Below are 19,087 nucleotides of genomic sequence, written 5' to 3' on the forward strand. Positions count from 1 at the left end.
GCGAAAATTAATGGTCTTGCCCCGGTTTATAAAGATATGGATCATCAGTTAACGGGCTGCCGGGATCTTCCCTATCAATCATAATTTCATTTTTTTCGTTCAAGGTGCCGAGCGTAATGGTTGGCAGCATCGCTTGCTCAATCCCTTTATCCTCTAATTTTTGAAACAGCCATTCTTTCGTTCTTTTCAAGTATTTTAAATTGTGTTCGATGATTTCGCCGTCTAAAATAAGCGGAATCGGCACGAAATTCCGCTTCGTCTCCAAGCTGAGGTCTCGCGGCTGTACAGGCCTCGCTTCCGATTTGGGAATCACGCTGATCTGGCCCGATTCTTCAATCAGGGCGATATCGATATCTTTCGGATCGGCATAGCCTTTTTCGCGCAATTTGCCGAGCAGTTCATTGACGGTCAGCCGCTCTCTTTTTAATCCCCCTTCATCAATATTGCCGTTTCGGATCAGCACGGTCGGACTGACGACAAGAAACCAGCGCCATTTATTGTGTAATGACAGCTTTTCAATCAACAAATAGAAGATCAGAAAGGTAAGTGCGTAATAAATGGACATTGAAATTTTAGAAGTAAGAATCGGTTCGCTGATGATCGTTCCAATCGCAAATGTCAGCAAAAGGTCGAAGTTCGTCATTTGCGAAACGGCTTTCTTCCCTGCGATTCGGAAAAGAATATAAGCTATAGAGAACACTAAAGCAGGCTTGGCTAAAAAAGTCCATACAAATTCAAGCATTTCACCAAAACTTCTTTCCGTTTTTTGTCATTTATTTTGAACAAATATTGGGTTGTGTATTCATTGCACAGCAAAACCCCGGCAAACTGATGCTGAGCCGGGGTTTTGTTCGTATGTTTACCAAGGTTTGTCCACAGCCAGCGCCTGGGCCAGCGCTTTGCTGTGTTTGCGATGGTTTTTCCGTTCTTCGGCGCGCTGCCGGGCGGTCTGGTGCAGCATGATTTCTTCTTCAGACTGCGGTACAACTTGGGGAACGGCCTGAGGATTGCCGTCCTGATCAAGCGCCACGAAGGTTAAAAAGGATGTCGCCGCAAGCTTTCGTTCGCCTGTCAGCAAATGCTCTTTAATGACTTTGACGAATACCTCCATGGACGTTCTGCCAACCCATGTCACATAAGATTCAAGGCAGACGGAATCTTCCTGGCGGATCGGTTCGAGAAAATCGACGGAATCCATGGAAGCCGTCACGGTTTCACACCTCGAGTGTCTCGCTGCCGATATTGAGGCGATATCGTCGATATAGCTCATCAGCTTGCCGCCGAACAATGTGTTGTGATTGTTCGTGTCAAGCGGAAACACCCTGCTTGTTTTGACAACTTTTGATTCTTTGCAGTATCTTTTCTCAGGTCCATTCATCATCCATTACTCCTTTGATGTCTACTAAGATGCGTTTGTAAAGTGGATTTTTTCTTTATTAAACACTATTAGAATTCATTTGTCTAAACTTTTTTATCCGGCTGACTTGTCAGATTTTCTGGCTAAAATGTTTATTTCCCGCTGCGGGAAGGGAATAATGAAATGACTAAAGAGAGGACGGGGGAATCAAAATGGACTCAGCAATATCGAAAAAAAACCGTGGGGCGGGCTGCACAAGCGAATACGATGTCTTAAAAAAAGTGGTGTTATGCAGACCGGAGTATATGGAGATCGCAGAAGTGATCAACGAAACACAAAAGTATTTCCAAAAGGATAATATCGATAAAACGCTGGCCGTCCGCCAGCATGAAACATTGATAAAAGAATTGGAGAGCCGGGGTATTGAAGTCGAGCTTCTGCCTGCTTTAAGCCAATTTCCGGAACAGGTTTTCACGCGCGATATCGGGTTTACGATCGGAGACACTGTGTTTTCCGCACAGCTATCAGCCGACATCCGCCAGGGCGAAGAAAACGTCCTGCAGGAATGGCTGGCAAAAGAACAGATCTCCTGGGCCGCATTTAATGAAGGCTATCAAATCGAAGGCGGCGACATCCTCGTCGACCAAAATACCATATATGCCGGCATCAGCCACAGAACGACGTTCTCGGCCGTCCAAGAGCTGAAGCGCAGGCTTCCCTCTTATGAAGTCATACCGGTTCCGTTTGAAGAAACGTTCCTTCATCTGGATTGCGTCTTCAACATTCTTTCGCCGACAGAAGCGCTTGTCTATCCAAAAGCCTTAGGAGAAAGAGAATACGACGTCTTGAAAAAACGCTATGAGATGATCGAAATTACGGATGATGAACAGTTCCAACTCGGTACAAACGTTCTGTCTATCGGCAATAAAACCGTGATCAGCCTGCCTGTTAACCGCCACGTGAATCAGGAGCTCAGAAAAAGGGGCTATACGGTCATCGAAATCGACTTATCCGAGATCATAAAATCCGGCGGGTCTTTCAGATGCTGTACATTGCCGATTGAGCGTACTTCTACCGGATGTCACCAAGGCGGCGCCTGATCCTTGTTTCATTTGGCATGAGCGGCTGAGCGATTCTGAAAAGTCGCCGGCAAACTGAGGAGCCCTGTAACAAGGGCTCCTTCTTTCTATATTCACCTCGCCTGCAGCGTCACCTTCATGCCGTCCTCCTCATTTCTCGCGTCGCCGTCATACAGATGGCAGGCGACAAAATGACCGTCATCGGCTTCTTTTAAGAGCGGTTTTTTGGCGGTGCAAATGTCCGTCGCGGCGGGACATCTCGTTCTGAAAACGCAGCCGCTCGGCGGATCGATCGGACTTGGCAGCTCGCCTTTCAGTATGATTCGTTTCCGCTTATCTTCCACATCCGGATCGGGAATCGGGATAGCCGATAAAAGCGCCTGGGTGTAAGGATGCAGCGGTTCTTGATAAAGCCGGCCGCTGTCGGTGATCTCGACCATGTGCCCGAGATACATGACGCCGATCCGGTCGCTGATGTGCTTCACCATGGAAAGATCGTGGGCGATAAATAAAAACGTGAGCCCTTTTTCCTTTTGCAGCTTTTTCAAAAGGTTGACGACTTGCGCCTGGACGGAGACATCAAGTGCGGATATCGGCTCATCAGCAACGATAAATTCAGGCTCAAGCGCAAGCGCCCTGGCGATGCCGATTCTTTGCCTCTGTCCGCCGCTGAACTCATGGGGATAGCGATTGGCAAAGCTTTTGTGCAGGCCGACTGCTTCCAGAAGCTCGTCCGCTTTTTCAAGACGCGCCTTTTTCCCTCCGTACAGGCCGTGGATTTCCATGGGCTCTGTCATAATCTCCCTGACCGTTAGCCTCGGATTTAGTGAAGCATAGGGGTCTTGAAAAATCATTTGAATTTTGCGGTTGTACTGGAATGATTCATCATCGCTCAAATTGTGGATGTTTTTTCCCCGATATGTAACCTCGCCCTCTGTCGGCTGATAAAGGCGCATCAGCACCCTTCCGGAAGTCGACTTGCCGCAGCCCGATTCTCCGACGAGTCCGAACGTCTCTCCTTCTTTAATATCAAATGAAATGCCGTCGACCGCTTTGACCGTTTTGCCCCTTCCGGCGTCAAAGTGCATTTTGAGACGGCTGACTTTCAATAAAGCGCCGGTTTGCATGCCAATCCCCCCGTTTTAATTAAAAATAGCGCCTGATGGCACACAGCTCTTTTTCATAAATTGTGCCTTTAAGAGGTATGACCTCAATCGATTTTCCCGTTTTTGGAGAGTGCAGCATCTCTCCGTTTCCGCAGTAAATGCCGACATGGTGAACCCGCCCTTTGCCTTCTTCATATGCGAAAAACAGTAGATCGCCCCGCTTCGGGCTGCTGAAGGACACCTCTTTTCCGCTGTTCGCCTGATCGCCGGCATCGCGCGGCGCTGAGCAGCCGTTCGCCTTCAGCATATTGAAGACAAATCCTGAGCAATCGTAGCCAAAACCGCTCATTCCTCCCCAAAGATAGGGCAGGTTCAAAAACGCCTCACCGGTTTGAACGATGTCGTCTCCACTGCCTTTTACAGGTGTTTCGATATCCGCATCTTCTTTTTTCAGCCATCTGCGTCCGAGCGGTGTATCAACCTCAAACCAAATGCCGTCCGAAGACAAAACGGGCAGCTTAGTGAGAAAGCTCAGCTCAAGAACTTTCATTTTCTTGTCATCATATAGAAAAGCCGTCGGTTTTTGAATGACGGCGCTTGTCTCAGACTTCGCCGGGCTTTTTTCGGCCAGGCATTCCTTTGGTATCCAGCCCGGGTAGCCGCGTTCGTCTTTTGCAGACGGCTGCCCGGGAATGATGACGAACGCCCAGCCTTCCCGCTCTTTTATAAGCTGCACATCTTCTCCGAAAAGCACCTGTGTTTGAACAAGGTTTGCCGTACACAGCTCAAGACGCTCATCGAAGGACATTGCGTCAAGCCAGCTTCTTACATGTACGGGATTTGCCAGCATCAACCGGTCAATGCGGCGCGGTGCTTCCGGACTGGTCCAGACGTTGGCGACCGAGACGGTTGTCGTATAAAGGCTCATTCGTCTTCCCCCTCTCAATGGTTGACTTTCGTGATACCGAGTCCGGGAGCATCCGGTATCGTGATCGTTCCTCCATGATAGCGGATGCCGCCTTCAACAATATCCTTCTTCAGCATGAGCGGCGCATCAAAATCGAATTTTGTCACATTTTTCTGGCTTGCTGCGAAGTGGACGGCTGCTGTGATGCCGACCCTTGTTTCGATCATGCTTCCGGCCATGCATTCCACTCCGCACGCTTCTGCCATGGCGTTGATTTTCAACGCCTGGCTGATGCCGCCCGCTTTCATCAGTTTAATATTGATAAGATCGGCGCTTCTCGTTTTCAGCACGTGAAAAGCATCCCTTGGGGTAAACACGCTTTCGTCCGCCATAATCGGCGTATCGACAGCATCTGTCACCTGTTTCAAGCCTTCGAGATCGCACCGGTGGACCGGCTGTTCGACAAGCTCGATCGAAAGCCCCTCATCCTCCATTTTCCGAATGGCTTTGACAGCCTGTTTCGCCGTCCAGCCTTGATTGGCGTCCACACGGATCCGGACAGCGGCCCCCGCTTGTTTGCGGATTTCCCTGATCCGTTCGAGGTCTGTTGCCATGTCGTTTTTTCCTACTTTAATTTTGAGCGTACGAAACCCATCTTTTACATAACGGGCCGCGTCTTTCCCCATTTCTTCCGGGTCATTGACGCTGACAGTAAAATCCGTCTCGATCTCCCGCCTGTATCCGCCCAGCAATTGATACAGGGGAAGACCGCAAAGCTGCGCCAAGCAATCGTAGACGGCTGTTTCTACAGCGGCCTTTGCGCTTGTATTTCCAACAATCAGCTTGTCGATGTCATGAAATATCGCCTCCGCCATTCGCAAATTGCGCCCGGAGAGCGCCGGTGCGAATATCGTGTTGACTGCCCCCTCAATACTGTCAAGCGTCTCACCGGTAATAACGGCAGTCGGAGGCGCTTCGCCCCAGCCTGTCATCCCGTTTTCAGCCGTTAATTTGACAATGATGGCTTCCGCTGTGCGGACAGTTCGAAGCGCTGTTTTAAACGGTTTTTTCAGCGGCACGGCGATACGGTTTGTCGTCATTTCGGCAATCTTCATAGCAGCCTCCTTTTTTCATCAAGAAATTCCCGGATCGATCGTAAGCTGTTTTTTGTCGGCGTCAAGGACGGCTTGCGCCCCCACCGGAACGGCGATATTTGGTGAACAATGGCCGATGTTAAAGCCTGACAGCGCCGGTTTTCCTGCAGCGGCGATATAATCTTGGAAAACTTCTTTTAATGTAAGTGACTCACCGCGTTTTTTCGGGGAGCAGTTATGAAAATCGCACAGCAGGATGCCGACGGCGTCCGATAATTTCCCGGCCATTTTCAATTGATTCAGCATCCGGTCAATTCGGTAAGGCTCTTCATCGACATCCTCGATAAACAAAAGCTTTCCTTTCGTATCAATTTCATAAGGCGTACCGAGCGTCGTCACCAGAAGAGCGAGGTTTCCGCCGACAAGCTCCCCTTTCGCCGCACCGTTTCCGAGCGTTTCCAAAGGCGACAGCTCCTCTGTATAGGTGAGCGTCATTTTTTGAAACAGCTGCCGGAAAGAGCGCCGGGTGAGCGGATGCACGTCTTTATTGCCGATATCCGAACTGAGCATCGGACCGTGAAATGTAATAAGTCCGGTGTTTTGCCTGATCGCTGTATGTAAAAAAGTGATGTCTGAATAGCCCCAAAAAATTTTCGGGCGACTTTTGATGAGTCGGTAGTCAATGTTCTCGGCAATCCTCGCCGTGCCGTAACCTCCGCAGGCACAGATGACAGCTTTGACCGAACGGTCTTCAAACATGTCGTGCAGATCCTCCAAGCGCTCTTCATCGTTCCCCGCCAAATAGCCGTGTCTTTCAATGGCTGAACGTCCCACTTTGACTTCAAGCCCGAGTTCTTTTAAAAACCGGACGGCGCGGTCAAGCTTTTCGGGGACGGGCGGACTGGCCGGCGCAATCACACCGACTGTATCTCCCTGCATTAATCTTTGAGGCGCAATATTCAACTGAGACATCCCCCTTTATGAAAAGTCCGCCCGCCTCTGTGCGGTGGCGTGCACAAAGAAAGTGGCAGACGGACAAGTTTGATCATGACGTTTTTTCGGCCCATTTCAGTTCAATGTAGCCAACCGGATGACGGACGATGCCTTTCACATTCTCCTTTTCCAAATGGACTTGATTATAGAAGTGGATCGGTATGATCGGCATCCCTTCAAACAGCAGTTCTTCAGCCTGATGCAGCAGCTCTGTGCGTTTTTCTTCATCAGCTTCATTTTTCGCCGCCTTGATCAGTTCGTCATACTCTGAATTGCTCCAGCCGGTTCTGTTCATTGCGTTACCCGTTTGAAAGCTTTCCAGGAAGTTGATCGGATCCGCATAATCAGCCAGAAAAGAGCTTTGGGAAAATTGAAATTTGAGCGCCTTCTGTTCTTCAAGGAATGTATTCCATTCCATATTGGCGAGCTTCACATCGACGCCGAGCGTACTTTTCAGCTTCTGCTGAATCGCTTCCGCCATTTTTTTATGCTCCGGTTTTGTGCTGTATGTCAGCGTAACGGCGGGCAGCTTTTCGTAGTTTTCTTCCTTCATGCCTTTTTCGAGCAGCTGTTTCGCTTCATCGGCGTCATATTTGAGCAAATCGCCGCCTTCCTCGCGAAAATCCTTGCCGTTCGGCCCTTTGATTCCCGGAGACACAAATCCGCGGGCCGGTTTTTCACCGTTTTTCGTGACATAATCGACGATTTCCTGCTGATCGACGGCCATCGCAAACGCTTTTCTGATCTTTTCATTCTGGAACGGTTCTTTATTGACATTGAATCTGTAATAGTAAAGACCTGCCTGATCGAACACCTTCACCTCGTCAGAACCTATCAGCTTCTCGCTCATTTCAGCCGGCACATAAGCCGTATCGAGCTCATTCGACTCGAACATTTGGTAGTCGGTATTTCTGTCATCGACCATCGCCCATGTCACTTTATCAAGCTTCACAGTATCCCGGTCCCAATACGTATCGCTCTTTACCATCGTAAAGCTTTCATCATGCTTCCATTCTGTCAGTTTAAACGGACCGTTGCCGACAAATGTAGCAGCTTCTTCATGCCATTTCGGATTTTTTTCGGCGATTTTCTGAGGAACCGGGAAAAAAGCCGGATTGGCTACAATGCTTAAAAACGACTGCTGCGGACTTTCGAGTGTCACCTTAAGCGTTTTTTCATCCTCCGCTTTGACTTTGACATCATCCTTCGCACCTTTTCCGCTGTTAAAGGCCTCGCCGCCTTCGATAAAGTAGCCTAAAAACGCGGCGGAAGAGCCCGTTTTCGGATCGAGCAGACGCTTCCACGCATATTCAAAATCCCCAGCGGTTAAAGGGTCTCCGTTCGACCATTTGGCATCATCACGGATTGTAAAAGTATATGTCTTCCCATCGTCGGAAATGTTCCACTTTTCGGCGGACGCCGCTTCCGGTTCATGGTCTGCGCCAAGCCTAGTCAAACCTTCCATCAGATTGTTCAGCGCCTGCCATGAGACATTATTAAAGCCGATCGGCGGATCGAAAGATGTCGGTTCATTTTCATTGTTCAGCCTCAGGACTTGTTCTCCAGCCGTTTCTTTCGCTTTCTTCTTCGTTTCCTGCCCAGCCTGTTCATTTGCCGTACATCCGAACAGCAGAATGACCGCAACTGCGGCAGCCAATACGCTCGCTAGCCTTTTCATCAAATCCCCCCATTGAAAATCGATTTCATGATTATGTTGTCAGCAGAGCCCGTTTCGCCCTTTCATCCTGAAGCCAGCAGCACACACGATGCCCCGCCGAGACTTCTGCAACGGCAGGATAAACCTTGCCGCATACTTCCATTGCATAGGAACAGCGCGCCGTAAACGGACACCCTTCAGGCGGAGAAAACAAATCTGGCGGCGTCCCGTCAATCGGAACGAGGTCTCCACCTTCAAGGTCAAGCCTCGGAACGGAATGCAGCAAGCCTTTTGTATACGGATGCTGCGGACGGTAAAAAATATCCCTCCTCGCTCCCGTTTCCGCTATTTTCCCAGCGTACATCACGGCGATTCTGTCCGCCGTCTGTGCGACTACACCTAAATCATGGGTGATTAAAATGATGGATACACCGGTTTTCCGCTGAATGTCTTTAAACAGCTCAAGAATTTGCGCCTGAATGGTAACATCGAGCGCGGTCGTCGGTTCATCCGCAATCAGAATCTCCGGTTCACAGATGAGCGCCATGGCGATCACGATCCGTTGCCTCATCCCGCCGCTGAATTGATGCGGATACTGCCTCAAACGCTCTTTCGGATTCGGAATCCCGACGAGCTCAAGCATCGAAATGACCGCTTTTCGAGCGTCTGTTTTAGACACGGGCCGATGTTCCAAAAGCGCTTCTATCAACTGGTCTCCGACGGTCAAGGTCGGATTCAGGGCTGTCATCGGATCCTGGAAGATCATTGAGATTTCGGCCCCTCTGATCTTTCTCATCTCTTTTTCGGACAGATGGCGCAAGTCTTTTCCCTTAAAGCGGACCGCACCGTCTGTGATCGTTGCCGAAAACTTCGGCAAAAGCTGCATGATGCTTTGCGATGTCACGCTTTTTCCGCATCCCGACTCACCGACAATCGCAAACGTCTCCCCCTCATATAACTCAAAGCTCACGCCGCGGACGGCTTTGACCGTGCCGCCGTATGTCGTAAATGAAACATGCAGATTCTCGACTTCCAATACTTTTTTCCGCAAAAACACATTACCTCCTCAGCTTCGGATCTAACGCATCCTGCAGTCCGTCTCCAACGACATTAAAAGCGAACATTGTTAATGAAATAAAGAAAGCAGGAAAAAACAGCCGCCACCAGTGTCCCGATAAGATCACCGGAAGGCCGTCGTTCGCCATGACACCCCAGCTCGCAAACGGGGCTTGAATGCCCAAACCGAGGAAACTGAGAAACGCTTCGGCAAAAATGGCCGACGGCACCGTCAAGGTCATCTGGACGATGATCGCTCCCATCATGTTCGGAAGGAGATTCCGCCTGATGATCCTTACCGTTTTCGCTCCGAAGGTTTTGGATGCGAGAACATGCTCATCATGCTTCACCTTCAAAACCTGACCCCTGACGATCCGCGCCATGCCGACCCAGCCGGTGACAGTCAGCGCAACGATGATCGTCCCGAGTCCAGGCCCCATCATGACCATGAGAAGAATGACGACCAATAAATAAGGCAGTCCATGCAGCACTTCGATGACCCGCATCATGACATGGTCTGTTTTGCCGCCCTTATAGCCGGAGATACCGCCATAGATGACGCCGATTGCAAAATCGATCAAAGCCGCCATCACGCCGACAAACAGTGAAATCCTCGCTCCATACCACGTTCTTGTAAACACATCGCGGCCGAGCTCATCGGTTCCGAACCAATGCTCCATCGACGGAGGCAGGTTTTGCTCGGAAAGCGTCTGCTGGGTGACGCTGTGCGGAGAAAGAACCGGTCCGAGAACAGCCATGATGAACAGGAAGATTAACACGCCCAATCCCGCCATCGCCAGCTTGTTTTTCCTTAAAATCCGCCAGGCGTTCTGCCAGTATGACAGGCTCGGCCTTGCAACGGATTCACGCTCATCCTGCTTTTGTTTCAGCGGGGCAAACCATTCAACAGGGATATCACTGCCTGAAGACGCTTCGTTTTCTGTGCGGACTGGAAGGCTCATATGCTCACCCTTTCTTATGCAGTTTAATACGCGGATCCAGGATTCCGTAGGCCATGTCGACAAGAAACAACATGATGATGAGGATAATGCTGTAAAAAACGGTGGTACCCATAATCACGGGGTAATCGCGGGAGTTGATGCTTTCAACAAAATATTTTCCCATGCCCGGAATCGCAAAGATTTTTTCGATGACGAAGCTTCCCGTTAAAATCGAAGCGGTAAGCGTCCCGAGAATCGTTACGACTGGCATAAGGGCGTTTTTCAGGGCGTGCTTCATGACAATTTTAAAAGGGGAAAGCCCTTTAGCCCGGGCCGTTCGGATATAATCCTGTGTCAGCACTTCAATCATGCTGGAACGGGTCAGCCTGGCGATAATCGCCAGCGGCCCCATTGCCAAAGCCGCAGTCGGAAGCACCATATGAAGCGGGCTCGTCCATGTCGATGGAGGGAATATGTTCCAATTGACGGCGAATTGCTGTATCAGCAAGGTCGCCATAATAAAGTTGGGAACCGAAATGCCGAGAACGGCAATGGTCATTGCTATATAGTCGATGACGCCGTTTTGCCGCAGCGCGGCAAAGATTCCGAGTACGATCCCGGAAATGACCGCCATAATCAGCGCCGTCATCCCCAGCTCAAATGAAACAGGGAACCCTCTTGACAGCAAATCGTTCACGCTTTGTGAAGGCTGCTTGATCGATGGCCCGAAATCAAAGGTAACGATCGACTTGACATAATACAAATATTGAACAAAGAGAGGCTCATCAAGCTGATAGTAAGCCTCAAGGTTGCGCTGAACCGCTTCATTCGTGTTTCTTTCTTCATTGAAGGGAGAGCCCGGAATCACTTTCATCATCACAAAGGTCAATGTCGTGATCACCAAAATGGTCGCCAGCATCGACAGAAGCCGCTTCATGATGTAACCCGCCATTTTCATCCCACCTTCCTAGGAGAATGTTGTTCTCATCGCAAGCTCGGTCATGACAAGCATCGCTTGATAGGCTTCAAGAATGTCTTTCGCTTGATAGCGGACAGTCGTCGTTTGCGGTTCGATTTCAGCACCCGGCATCAGACTCGCCCACTCGGCTTGCCCGTAATTGGCAAACTCAATCCGCAGCACCGGCCTGTCCGGAGGCGTGAGCGGCTTGACTTGATCGCGGTTTTGAATCGCATATGCCGTCCGCTCTCTTAATAGCTGCCCCGCTTTCTCCGGCGTCAGGCATTTGACCGCCGAACGGGATATCGTTTCCTTGACGGCCGCTGTCGTTACGTTCGGAATCAGTTTCTCCGCCTCAGCTGCCGCCTCGCTGTCACCGGCAACCATGATAACCGGGACGCCGTAATAACCGGCAACATAAGCGTTGAACCCCAGCTCGCCCACCGCCTGATCGTTTATGTAAAAATGTCTGACGCCGAAAATCATGCTGTGAGACATCACGCCTCTCATCGATGCTCTCGCATGGTAGCCGACGAACACGGCACCATCGCATGTATCGTCAAGTCCCTGGACCATCGAAAACGGTTTGACATCTCCCGAAATGAGCAGCGCTTCAGGATGGAGCCGCTCAATTAACAGATTGTTCATTTTAGAGTGGCTGTCATTGACAAGCACCTCTCTGCATCCGCTTTTGAACGCTTCGTCAATCACATGATTGGCCTCGTCCGTCATGATCTTCCGGCCTCTCTCATAGTTCAGCTTGCTTGAATCGACGAACGTATCATCCGGAAGTCCGGAAATCCCCTCCATATCAACAGACATATACAGCTTCACAAAAAACCACCCCTTATGAAAAACGTCTCAAATTTTTTATTATTTTGGGAATATTCTAACAAATTATATTAGAATTTTAATAGAAATGCAATAACCATTGGTAATTTTAGAAATTTAATATAAAATTGGAATTTTGATGAATGTTGTCGAATGCAAATAAAAAAGCTGCCTGATCAGGCAGCTTTGGGATGTCCGGATATGTCGATAAATGCCGCAGCTCACTGCCGGCGGACAGCGTCTTTAATGTCTTCATACTTCTTCATCGTTCTGGCAAACAGCTCGTCAAAGACTTCCGGCATGGCATTTTGAATGACCTCCGCCCCTTCTCCGGTTATGCCGCCTTTTGTCGCCACCCGATCAAGCGTTTGTGCAAACGTCATGTCTTTTTCCATTAACAGCTTGCCCGTTCCCAGCAATGAATGAATCAGAAATTGAAACGCGTCTTCTTTCGTGAGGCTGCTGTTTCTGACGGCAGCTTGAGCAAATTCTTCAAAGATCGAAGCGATGAACCCTGGTGAAGAGCTTGTTAAATTGCTCGCAGCGTCAATATCTCTCTCATGTATCTGTTTGACTGTGCTGAAAACGGAAAGATATTCTTCCAGCCGGCTTTTGTCCGCCTCAGCAACCCGCTCGCCGTGGACAACAAGCGAAACACCGATCCCGGCTTCAGATGTGAGGGTCGGAATGTATCTCGTCACCTGTCCGCTTGTCCAGTCGTGAAGCCGGTCAAGCTCGACCCCCGCGGCAATCGAAACAATGTGGACATCCTCCTGAAGAAACGGCTGTATGTTCTCAAGCGTTTCCTTTACCGCCATCGGCGGTACACAGATGAAGATCAGGCCGCACTGTTTGGCGAGCTCTTCGGCTGATTGACAGGCGACATTCGGGTAAAGTTTTCTCAGCTCCCCTGTTTTCCCATCATTCCTTGAGCTGACGACCACCATGTCATCGCTGATTTTCTCCTGATCAAGCAGTTTCACCGCAATCATCTGCGCCATGCTTCCGTATCCGATAAATCCAATCTTTTTCAACGTTTAGAACACCTCTGACATGTCATATTATAAATAGCACCCTATTTATTCTATCCTTTTTCTTTGACAATTTCCCACAATGTTTTCATGTTTATCCCACAGTCTTTGATTATGATTGAGGCATCAAAGGATATGATAACAATAGGAGCGTGAAAATGATGGAATATAATAGAGAAGATCAGCTTGAAACGAAAAACGAACTCATCGTCTCCGATCAAAAGCCCGACCAGGCGATAAAAAAAGCAGAACAGCAAAAGCGGAGACTCTCATGGATGACGCCGATCCTCAGCGGCATCATCGGGGGAAGCCTCGTTCTCGGTGTCACGACATACCAGCATAGCAAAGACGAAACGGCCAATACATCTGTCCAGACACAAACTAATGAGACTGCGAACTCATCGGCTTCTTCCAATAAAGCGAATACCGAAAAATTGTCCAGCACCAATTCGTCTGACATTTCAACAATGGTGGAAAATGTATCTCCCGCCATCGTCGGTATTTCAAACTATCAAAAACAAACGGAGAGCGGTATGTTTGGGTTTGAAAGCAACAGCAACAGCAGCAGTTCAAGCGAACAAGAAACAGGCACAGGCTCAGGTGTCATTTATAAAAAAGCAAACGGCAAAGCATACATTATTACAAATAACCACGTTGTCGAAGGCGCATCTAAACTGACGGTTTCCCTGTCAAACGGCAAAGAAGTGGAAGGAAAATTGCTGGGCAGCGATTCCTTGACAGACCTTGCCGTTGTTGAAATTTCCGCTGAACACGTCGAAAAAGTCGCATCTTTCGGCGATTCTTCAAGCTTGAAAGCGGGTGAATCGGTCATTGCAATCGGAAATCCGCTCGGCAAAGATCTGTCCCGAACGGTGACGCAAGGCATCATCAGCGGTGTTGATCGGACCGTTTCCGTTGATACGTCCGCAGGCCAAACCGAGATGAACGTCATTCAAACAGACGCGGCCATCAATCCCGGCAACAGCGGAGGCGCCCTTTTGAATACAAAGGGAGAAGTGATCGGCATCAACAGTATGAAAATCAGTGAAAGCGGAGTGGAAGGCATCGGATTTGCGATTCCAAGCAATGATGTCAAACCGATTGCAGAAGAGCTGATGTCTAAAGGAAAAATTGAGCGTCCGTTTATCGGAATCGGCATGATGGATCTTGAGCAGGTGCCGGAAAACTATCAAACAGGCACCCTCGGATTAAGCGGCAGCCAGTTAAACAAAGGCGTCTACATCCGCCAGGTCGCTTCAGGCTCCCCTGCTGATAAAGCGGGCCTTAAAGAGAACGATGTCATCATCAGCTTTAACGGAAAAGAAACCGATACGGGAAGTGCGCTGCGCAACCTTCTTTACAACGATGCAAAAATCGGGGATACGGTAAAGGTTACCCTCATTCGAAACGGCAAAACAATGACAAAACAAATGACGCTTGACCAAAAAGAATCCGCATCATCTTAACAGCATGCCCCCCTTTTAGGCTGTCGGCTGCGCCGGATGCCTTTTATATAAAAAAACGAGGTCCTTTTCAGGACCTCGTTTTCTATTGAATCGGTTTCAGCCGCGCTTCAATCTCTTTCCGCCGATGTTCCAGGTACGGCGGCAGCGCAAGGCTTCGGCCGAGCTCATCGATAGATTCATCAACGGCAAAGCCCGGCCCGTCAGTCGACAGCTCAAAAAGTATGCCGTTCGGTTCTCTGAAATACAGCGCCTTAAAATAATAGCGCTCCACAATCCCCGAATTCGTAAAGCCGTTCTCGTTGATTTTCTCATGCCACTGTTTAAGTTCTTCTTCATCTTTGACACGGAATGCGACATGATGGACGCTTCCTCTCCCGGGACGCTCTCTTCTGCCGTCATCTGACTCTTTCACATGCACCTCCGCGCCTGCTCCTCCTTCACCCGATTCAAAAATGTGAAGCGTACGGCCGGTTTCATCAGCCTGTTCCTCACCGATTTTATGAAAGCCGAGAATATCGGTCAGTACCGCAGCTGTCGGACCGGCGTCCTTGACAGTCAATTCGACCGGGCCGAGCCCCCTGATCGCGACCTCCTCAGGAATGACGCCGTTTTTCACAGGCACTCCATGATCTTTTCCCTTTTCATCAGCCACAAGCATCATGTTCTGTCCTTCATGGTCTAAAAAGCGGAGAACGCTCCGCCCCGCACGCGTCTCGATGTCGTAAGTCTCTGCGCCGAGCTCATGAAGCCGCTTCTTCCAAAATTCGAGTGCTTGTTCGCCGGGAACCCGAAGTGATACGGACGAAATGCAGTTCGTCCCTTCCCGTCTCCTGGCAAGCATCGGAATTTCGAAAAATGTCAAATCTGAACCCGGAGACGCGACTTCATCACCGTAAAACAAATGATACATCGTCGGCTCATCCTGATTGACCGATTTTTTTATCAGTTTCATGCCAAGCCCTTTGACATAGAAATCCAGATTATGTTGAGCGTTGGCAGTTAAAGCGGATACGTGGTGGATGCCATTTACGTTCATTCTATCATCTCCTCATTAAATATCTCGAATTCGAGATTTCTTCTTTCTCAAAAATAGGCGATTTGATTTGAAAAGTCAACCAAACCGTCTTACAGGACCTTCTTTCCTGTTTCCCCTAAAAAACTAACAATAACTCCGAAATGACTTAAAAAGGTTCGGTTATTCCTGTCCCCTTCGGGTTTTACGACCTTAAAATGTTTAACATACACAAAAAATGCGAAAATCTGAAAATTTATTTAATTTTTCTTTTTTAAAAAAGGTATTACAATATAAAAATAGTTTTCTATAAAAGAGATTACATCAATGGGAGGCATCGCAATGAATGCAGAAGCAAACGGACTAAAAAAAGAGATAGGCTTGTTATTTGCGCTATCTCTTGTGATTGGAACGATCATCGGTTCCGGCGTGTTTATGAAGCCCGGCAGCGTGCTTTCCTATTCCGGAAACGCACAAATTGCTCTTTTTGCCTGGATCCTTGGCGGAATCTTGACGCTAGCTGGCGGGCTGACAATCGCCGAACTGGGCGCTCAAATTCCGAAAACGGGCGGGCTTTACACATATCTTGAAGAAATTTACGGCGAGTTCTGGGGGTTCTTATGCGGCTGGGTGCAGATTATCATCTACGGACCGGCCATCATCGGCGCACTCGGATTATATTTCGGCTCGCTAGTAGCCAACTTGTTTTCCTGGGATAAATCATGGACTGCACTCATCGGCATTATCACCGTCGCCTTTTTATGCATCGTCAACATCGTCGGAACAAAATACGGCGGAGCGGTACAGACGGTCACAACGATCGGAAAGCTGATTCCCATTGTATGTATCATTGTGTTCGGTCTATGGCAGGGCAATGAACATATTTTCAGTACAGTTACGGAGAGCATCGCCAGCCAAAACTTCGGAGCGGCGGTATTGGCGACGCTCTTCGCGTATGACGGCTGGATCCTTCTTGCGGCACTCGGCGGAGAAATGAAGAACCCGGAAAAAGTGCTCCCGAAAGCGATGACAGGCGGGATACTGATCGTCACAGCCTGCTACCTGTTCATTAACTTGGCGCTGCTTCACATTCTTCCTGCCGATCAGATTGTCAAGCTTGGCGAAAATGCGACAAGCACAGCCGCGACAATGCTGTTCGGACCGATCGGCGGCAAGCTGATCTCCATCGGAATTATCGTCAGCATCTTCGGCTGCTTAAACGGAAAAGTTCTGTCTTTTCCGCGCGTGATCTTTGCGATGGCTGAGAAAAAACAGCTTCCGTTCTCCCGCTGGATCTCGCATGTTCATCCGGCATTCCATACGCCTTGGATCGCGGTCATCGTCCAGATGATGTTCGCTGTCATCTTAATGATCATCAGCAATCCGGAAAAGCTGTCAGAGGTTTCGATTTTTATGATTTACATCTTCTATGTCATGGCGTTTTTCGCGGTATTTATTTTGCGGAGACGGAAGAACGGCCAAGGGAGAGCTTACAGCGTGCCGCTCTACCCTTACCTGCCTGTTGCGGCTATTCTCGGGTCATTGTTTGTTCTTATCAGCACGCTTATCACTGACTTTTACAGCTGCCTGTGGTCAATTTTGATCGGCCTCGTCGGTCTCCCGGTTTATTTTTGGATGAAAAAAAGAAATAAAAACGGCTCAGCCGCCTGAGCCGTAAGCCGCCGGCTCATGAGCCAGGCGGTTTTTTTATCCCTTTACAGACCCGATCAGAATGCCTTTGGCAAAATGCTTCTGCAAAAACGGGTACACGGCTAAAATCGGCAGCGTCGCAATGACGATAACGGCCAGTTTAATCGATTGTTCAGGCGGCACCGCTTCCATCATATCATTCGTCGTCCCTGTCAGATCCGAAAGAATCGTCACTTGGCGCAGCACCATTTGCAGCGGCCATTTCGCGCTGTCATTGATGTACAGCAAAGCATGGAAAAAGTCGTTCCAAATCCCGACCGCATAAAACAGCGCAAAAGTTGCAATAATCGGCTTTGACAGCGGCAGCGCGATCCTTAAGAACACGCCGATTTCTGAACAGCCGTCAATCTTTGCCGACTCCTCAAGTTCTTTCGGAAGTTGCTGAAAAAAGTTTTTAATAATAATAAGATTGAACGGATTAATCGCCATCGGCAATATTAGCGCCCAGTACGAATCGAGCAGTCCCAGTGATTTGACGACAATATACGTCGGAATCATTCCTCCGCTGAAAAGCATCGCAAAAATAACGAGATTCAATAGCAGGTTTCTTCCCTTAATGTGCCGTTTCGCAAGAGGATAGGCCATCGTAAATGTAAAAAAGAGCTGGACAATCGTTCCCACAACCGTAATGAACACAGACACCCCCATGCTCCTGATAAATGTCGGCGTTGAAAAAATATAGCGGTACGCGTCAAGCGAGAATGTCTCAGGAAAGATAAAGAAGCTCTTTTCCGCCAGCTCGGCCTCCGTTGCAAAAGATCCCGCGATAATATACAGAAAAGGCAAGACGGTTATCAGCCCGCAGCAGCCGAGAAAGAGCACATTAAACCAATCGAATACCCGCCCCGCTTTTGTGTTATGGATCGTTTCCGCACCGGACATCCTTTTCACCTCCATTCATTAAAACAGACCGTCCTGGTCAAACTTTTTCGCGATATAATTGGCGCCGAATATCAGAATGATTCCGACAACCGATTTAAAAAGCCCGACTGCCGTACTATAGCTGTATGCGCCTTGCGTAATTCCGACAACATAGACATACGTGTCAAAAATTTCAGCCACGCTCCGGTTTAAAGAGTTGGTCATTAAAAAAATCTGTTCAAAGCCGATGTTTAAAAAACTGCCGATTCTTAAGATGAGAAGCACGACGATCGTGCTTCTGATGGCCGGAAGGGTAATGTGCCACATTCTCCTTAATCTGCCTGCCCCGTCCATCACTGCCGCTTCATACTGCTCCTGGTCAACCGAAGCGAGCGCCGCCAGAAACAGGATCGTTCCCCAGCCCGTCTCCTTCCATATGCTTTGCAGCACAATCATCGGCCTGAACCATTCGGGATCCGAGAGAAAAGCAATCTCTTTTCCCGTTATGCTTTGCAGCATTTTATTCATCACGCCCGTATCAACTGTAAAAAAGACAAATGTCATGCTGACGACGATCGTCCATGAGACGAAATGCGGAACATATATAAACGTCTGAATGCACCGTTTATAGATGGCATGCCGCAGTTCATTCAGCATGAGTGCGACAATCAGCGGAGCCGGAAATGCAAAAATCAAATCGAGAGCGGCGAGCATGAGCGTGTTGCGGAGCAGGCGGAAAAAGTCAGGGTTCATAAAGAAATCTTTAAAATACTCGAACCCGACCCATTCGCTCTGCCAAAATCCGAGATAAGGCGAATAATCTTTAAAAGCAATGAACACGCCCCACATCGGCCAATATTTAAATATGAGAAAATATAAAACACCGGGAACAAGCAGAAGATAAAGCCATTTATCCCGTTTTACAGCTTGCAGCCCAGTCGGTTTCTTTTCTGTCTCAACAGCGGTTTTCCCTGTTTTAGCGGTGATTTCCACGTGCTGCATCCCCCCTTTCGTATGCTGGTTGAAGA

General features: G+C 48.9%; 18 protein-coding genes. 3 read left to right on the top strand and 15 right to left on the bottom strand.

All coding sequences use genetic code 11. The features are described 5' to 3' along the window. Positions 1 to 7: 7 nt before the first annotated feature. Both LQ247_RS19125 and LQ247_RS19130 read right to left on the bottom strand, forming a co-directional pair. Entirely contained in the window at positions 8 to 742 is a 735-nt protein-coding gene (locus LQ247_RS19125; protein WP_224067355.1) for a DUF421 domain-containing protein, read from the bottom strand. 117 nt (positions 743 to 859) lie between these two features. Next, positions 860 to 1,378, bottom strand: coding sequence for an acyl-CoA thioesterase (locus LQ247_RS19130; RefSeq protein ID WP_023856769.1), 519 nt, complete (start codon positions 1,376 to 1,378; stop codon positions 860 to 862). A gap of 191 nt (positions 1,379 to 1,569) precedes the next feature. Here LQ247_RS19130 and LQ247_RS19135 point away from each other — a divergent pair, with 191 nt between their 5' ends. Further along, entirely contained in the window at positions 1,570 to 2,457 is an 888-nt protein-coding gene (locus LQ247_RS19135) for a dimethylarginine dimethylaminohydrolase family protein (protein ID WP_231006435.1), read from the top strand. 92 nt (positions 2,458 to 2,549) lie between these two features. On the opposite strand, the gene LQ247_RS19140 is transcribed toward LQ247_RS19135, so the two are convergent. The 10 genes from LQ247_RS19140 to proG all read right to left on the bottom strand — a co-directional run bounded on the left by LQ247_RS19140 (position 2,550) and on the right by proG (position 13,013). After that, positions 2,550 to 3,563, bottom strand: a complete 1,014-nt coding sequence (locus LQ247_RS19140) for an ABC transporter ATP-binding protein (protein ID WP_195536239.1) — start codon at positions 3,561 to 3,563, stop codon at positions 2,550 to 2,552. Between the two features lie 19 nt (positions 3,564 to 3,582). After that, a complete protein-coding gene (locus tag LQ247_RS19145) occupies positions 3,583 to 4,470 on the bottom strand; it encodes a C40 family peptidase (RefSeq protein ID WP_059231328.1) in 888 nt (295 codons plus the stop codon). Between the two features lie 14 nt (positions 4,471 to 4,484). Then, positions 4,485 to 5,564 carry a mandelate racemase/muconate lactonizing enzyme family protein gene (locus tag LQ247_RS19150; protein ID WP_195536237.1) on the bottom strand — a complete coding sequence of 360 codons (1,080 nt, stop codon included), beginning with the start codon at positions 5,562 to 5,564 and terminating at the stop codon, positions 4,485 to 4,487. Between the two features lie 18 nt (positions 5,565 to 5,582). Further along, entirely contained in the window at positions 5,583 to 6,515 is a 933-nt protein-coding gene (locus LQ247_RS19155) for a S66 peptidase family protein (protein ID WP_223254842.1), read from the bottom strand. Positions 6,516 to 6,588: 73 nt separating this feature from the next. Continuing rightward, on the bottom strand, positions 6,589 to 8,214 hold the full coding sequence (locus tag LQ247_RS19160) for a peptide ABC transporter substrate-binding protein (RefSeq protein WP_231006436.1): 1,626 nt from the start codon (positions 8,212 to 8,214) through the stop codon (positions 6,589 to 6,591). A gap of 31 nt (positions 8,215 to 8,245) precedes the next feature. Next, positions 8,246 to 9,244, bottom strand: coding sequence for an ABC transporter ATP-binding protein (locus LQ247_RS19165; protein ID WP_231006437.1), 999 nt, complete (start codon positions 9,242 to 9,244; stop codon positions 8,246 to 8,248). 7 nt (positions 9,245 to 9,251) lie between these two features. Continuing rightward, the gene (locus tag LQ247_RS19170) at positions 9,252 to 10,211 is read right to left on the bottom strand and encodes an ABC transporter permease (protein WP_003180946.1); all 960 of its coding nucleotides are present in this window, start codon (positions 10,209 to 10,211) and stop codon (positions 9,252 to 9,254) included. A gap of 4 nt (positions 10,212 to 10,215) precedes the next feature. Next, entirely contained in the window at positions 10,216 to 11,142 is a 927-nt protein-coding gene (locus LQ247_RS19175) for an ABC transporter permease (RefSeq protein WP_023856763.1), read from the bottom strand. 15 nt (positions 11,143 to 11,157) lie between these two features. Beyond that, positions 11,158 to 11,982, bottom strand: coding sequence for a M55 family metallopeptidase (locus LQ247_RS19180; RefSeq protein ID WP_231006438.1), 825 nt, complete (start codon positions 11,980 to 11,982; stop codon positions 11,158 to 11,160). Positions 11,983 to 12,200: 218 nt separating this feature from the next. Then, on the bottom strand, positions 12,201 to 13,013 hold the full coding sequence (gene proG, locus LQ247_RS19185) for a pyrroline-5-carboxylate reductase ProG (protein ID WP_231006439.1): 813 nt from the start codon (positions 13,011 to 13,013) through the stop codon (positions 12,201 to 12,203). A gap of 158 nt (positions 13,014 to 13,171) precedes the next feature. Here proG and LQ247_RS19190 point away from each other — a divergent pair, with 158 nt between their 5' ends. Then, on the top strand, positions 13,172 to 14,476 hold the full coding sequence (locus LQ247_RS19190; protein WP_145624494.1) for a S1C family serine protease: 1,305 nt from the start codon (positions 13,172 to 13,174) through the stop codon (positions 14,474 to 14,476). 82 nt (positions 14,477 to 14,558) lie between these two features. Here LQ247_RS19190 and LQ247_RS19195 read toward each other — a convergent pair whose 3' ends face one another. Beyond that, positions 14,559 to 15,512, bottom strand: coding sequence for a ring-cleaving dioxygenase (locus tag LQ247_RS19195; protein ID WP_026579835.1), 954 nt, complete (start codon positions 15,510 to 15,512; stop codon positions 14,559 to 14,561). Between the two features lie 318 nt (positions 15,513 to 15,830). On the opposite strand from LQ247_RS19195, the gene LQ247_RS19200 reads away from it, so the two are divergent. Then, positions 15,831 to 17,159, top strand: coding sequence for an APC family permease (locus tag LQ247_RS19200; protein WP_096748453.1), 1,329 nt, complete (start codon positions 15,831 to 15,833; stop codon positions 17,157 to 17,159). A gap of 36 nt (positions 17,160 to 17,195) precedes the next feature. Here the strand turns inward: LQ247_RS19200 and LQ247_RS19205 are convergent, their stop codons facing one another. Together LQ247_RS19205 and LQ247_RS19210 are read right to left on the bottom strand one after the other, a co-directional pair. Next, positions 17,196 to 18,080, bottom strand: a complete 885-nt coding sequence (locus LQ247_RS19205) for a carbohydrate ABC transporter permease (RefSeq protein WP_023856757.1) — start codon at positions 18,078 to 18,080, stop codon at positions 17,196 to 17,198. 18 nt (positions 18,081 to 18,098) lie between these two features. Beyond that, positions 18,099 to 19,052 (bottom strand): ABC transporter permease, encoded by a 954-nt coding sequence (locus tag LQ247_RS19210; protein WP_020451071.1) that lies wholly within the window; start codon positions 19,050 to 19,052, stop codon positions 18,099 to 18,101. Between the last annotated feature and the right edge of the window lie 35 nt (positions 19,053 to 19,087).

This window comes from Bacillus sp. BS3(2021), from assembly GCF_021043345.1.
GTDB lineage: Bacteria > Bacillota > Bacilli > Bacillales > Bacillaceae > Bacillus > Bacillus paralicheniformis.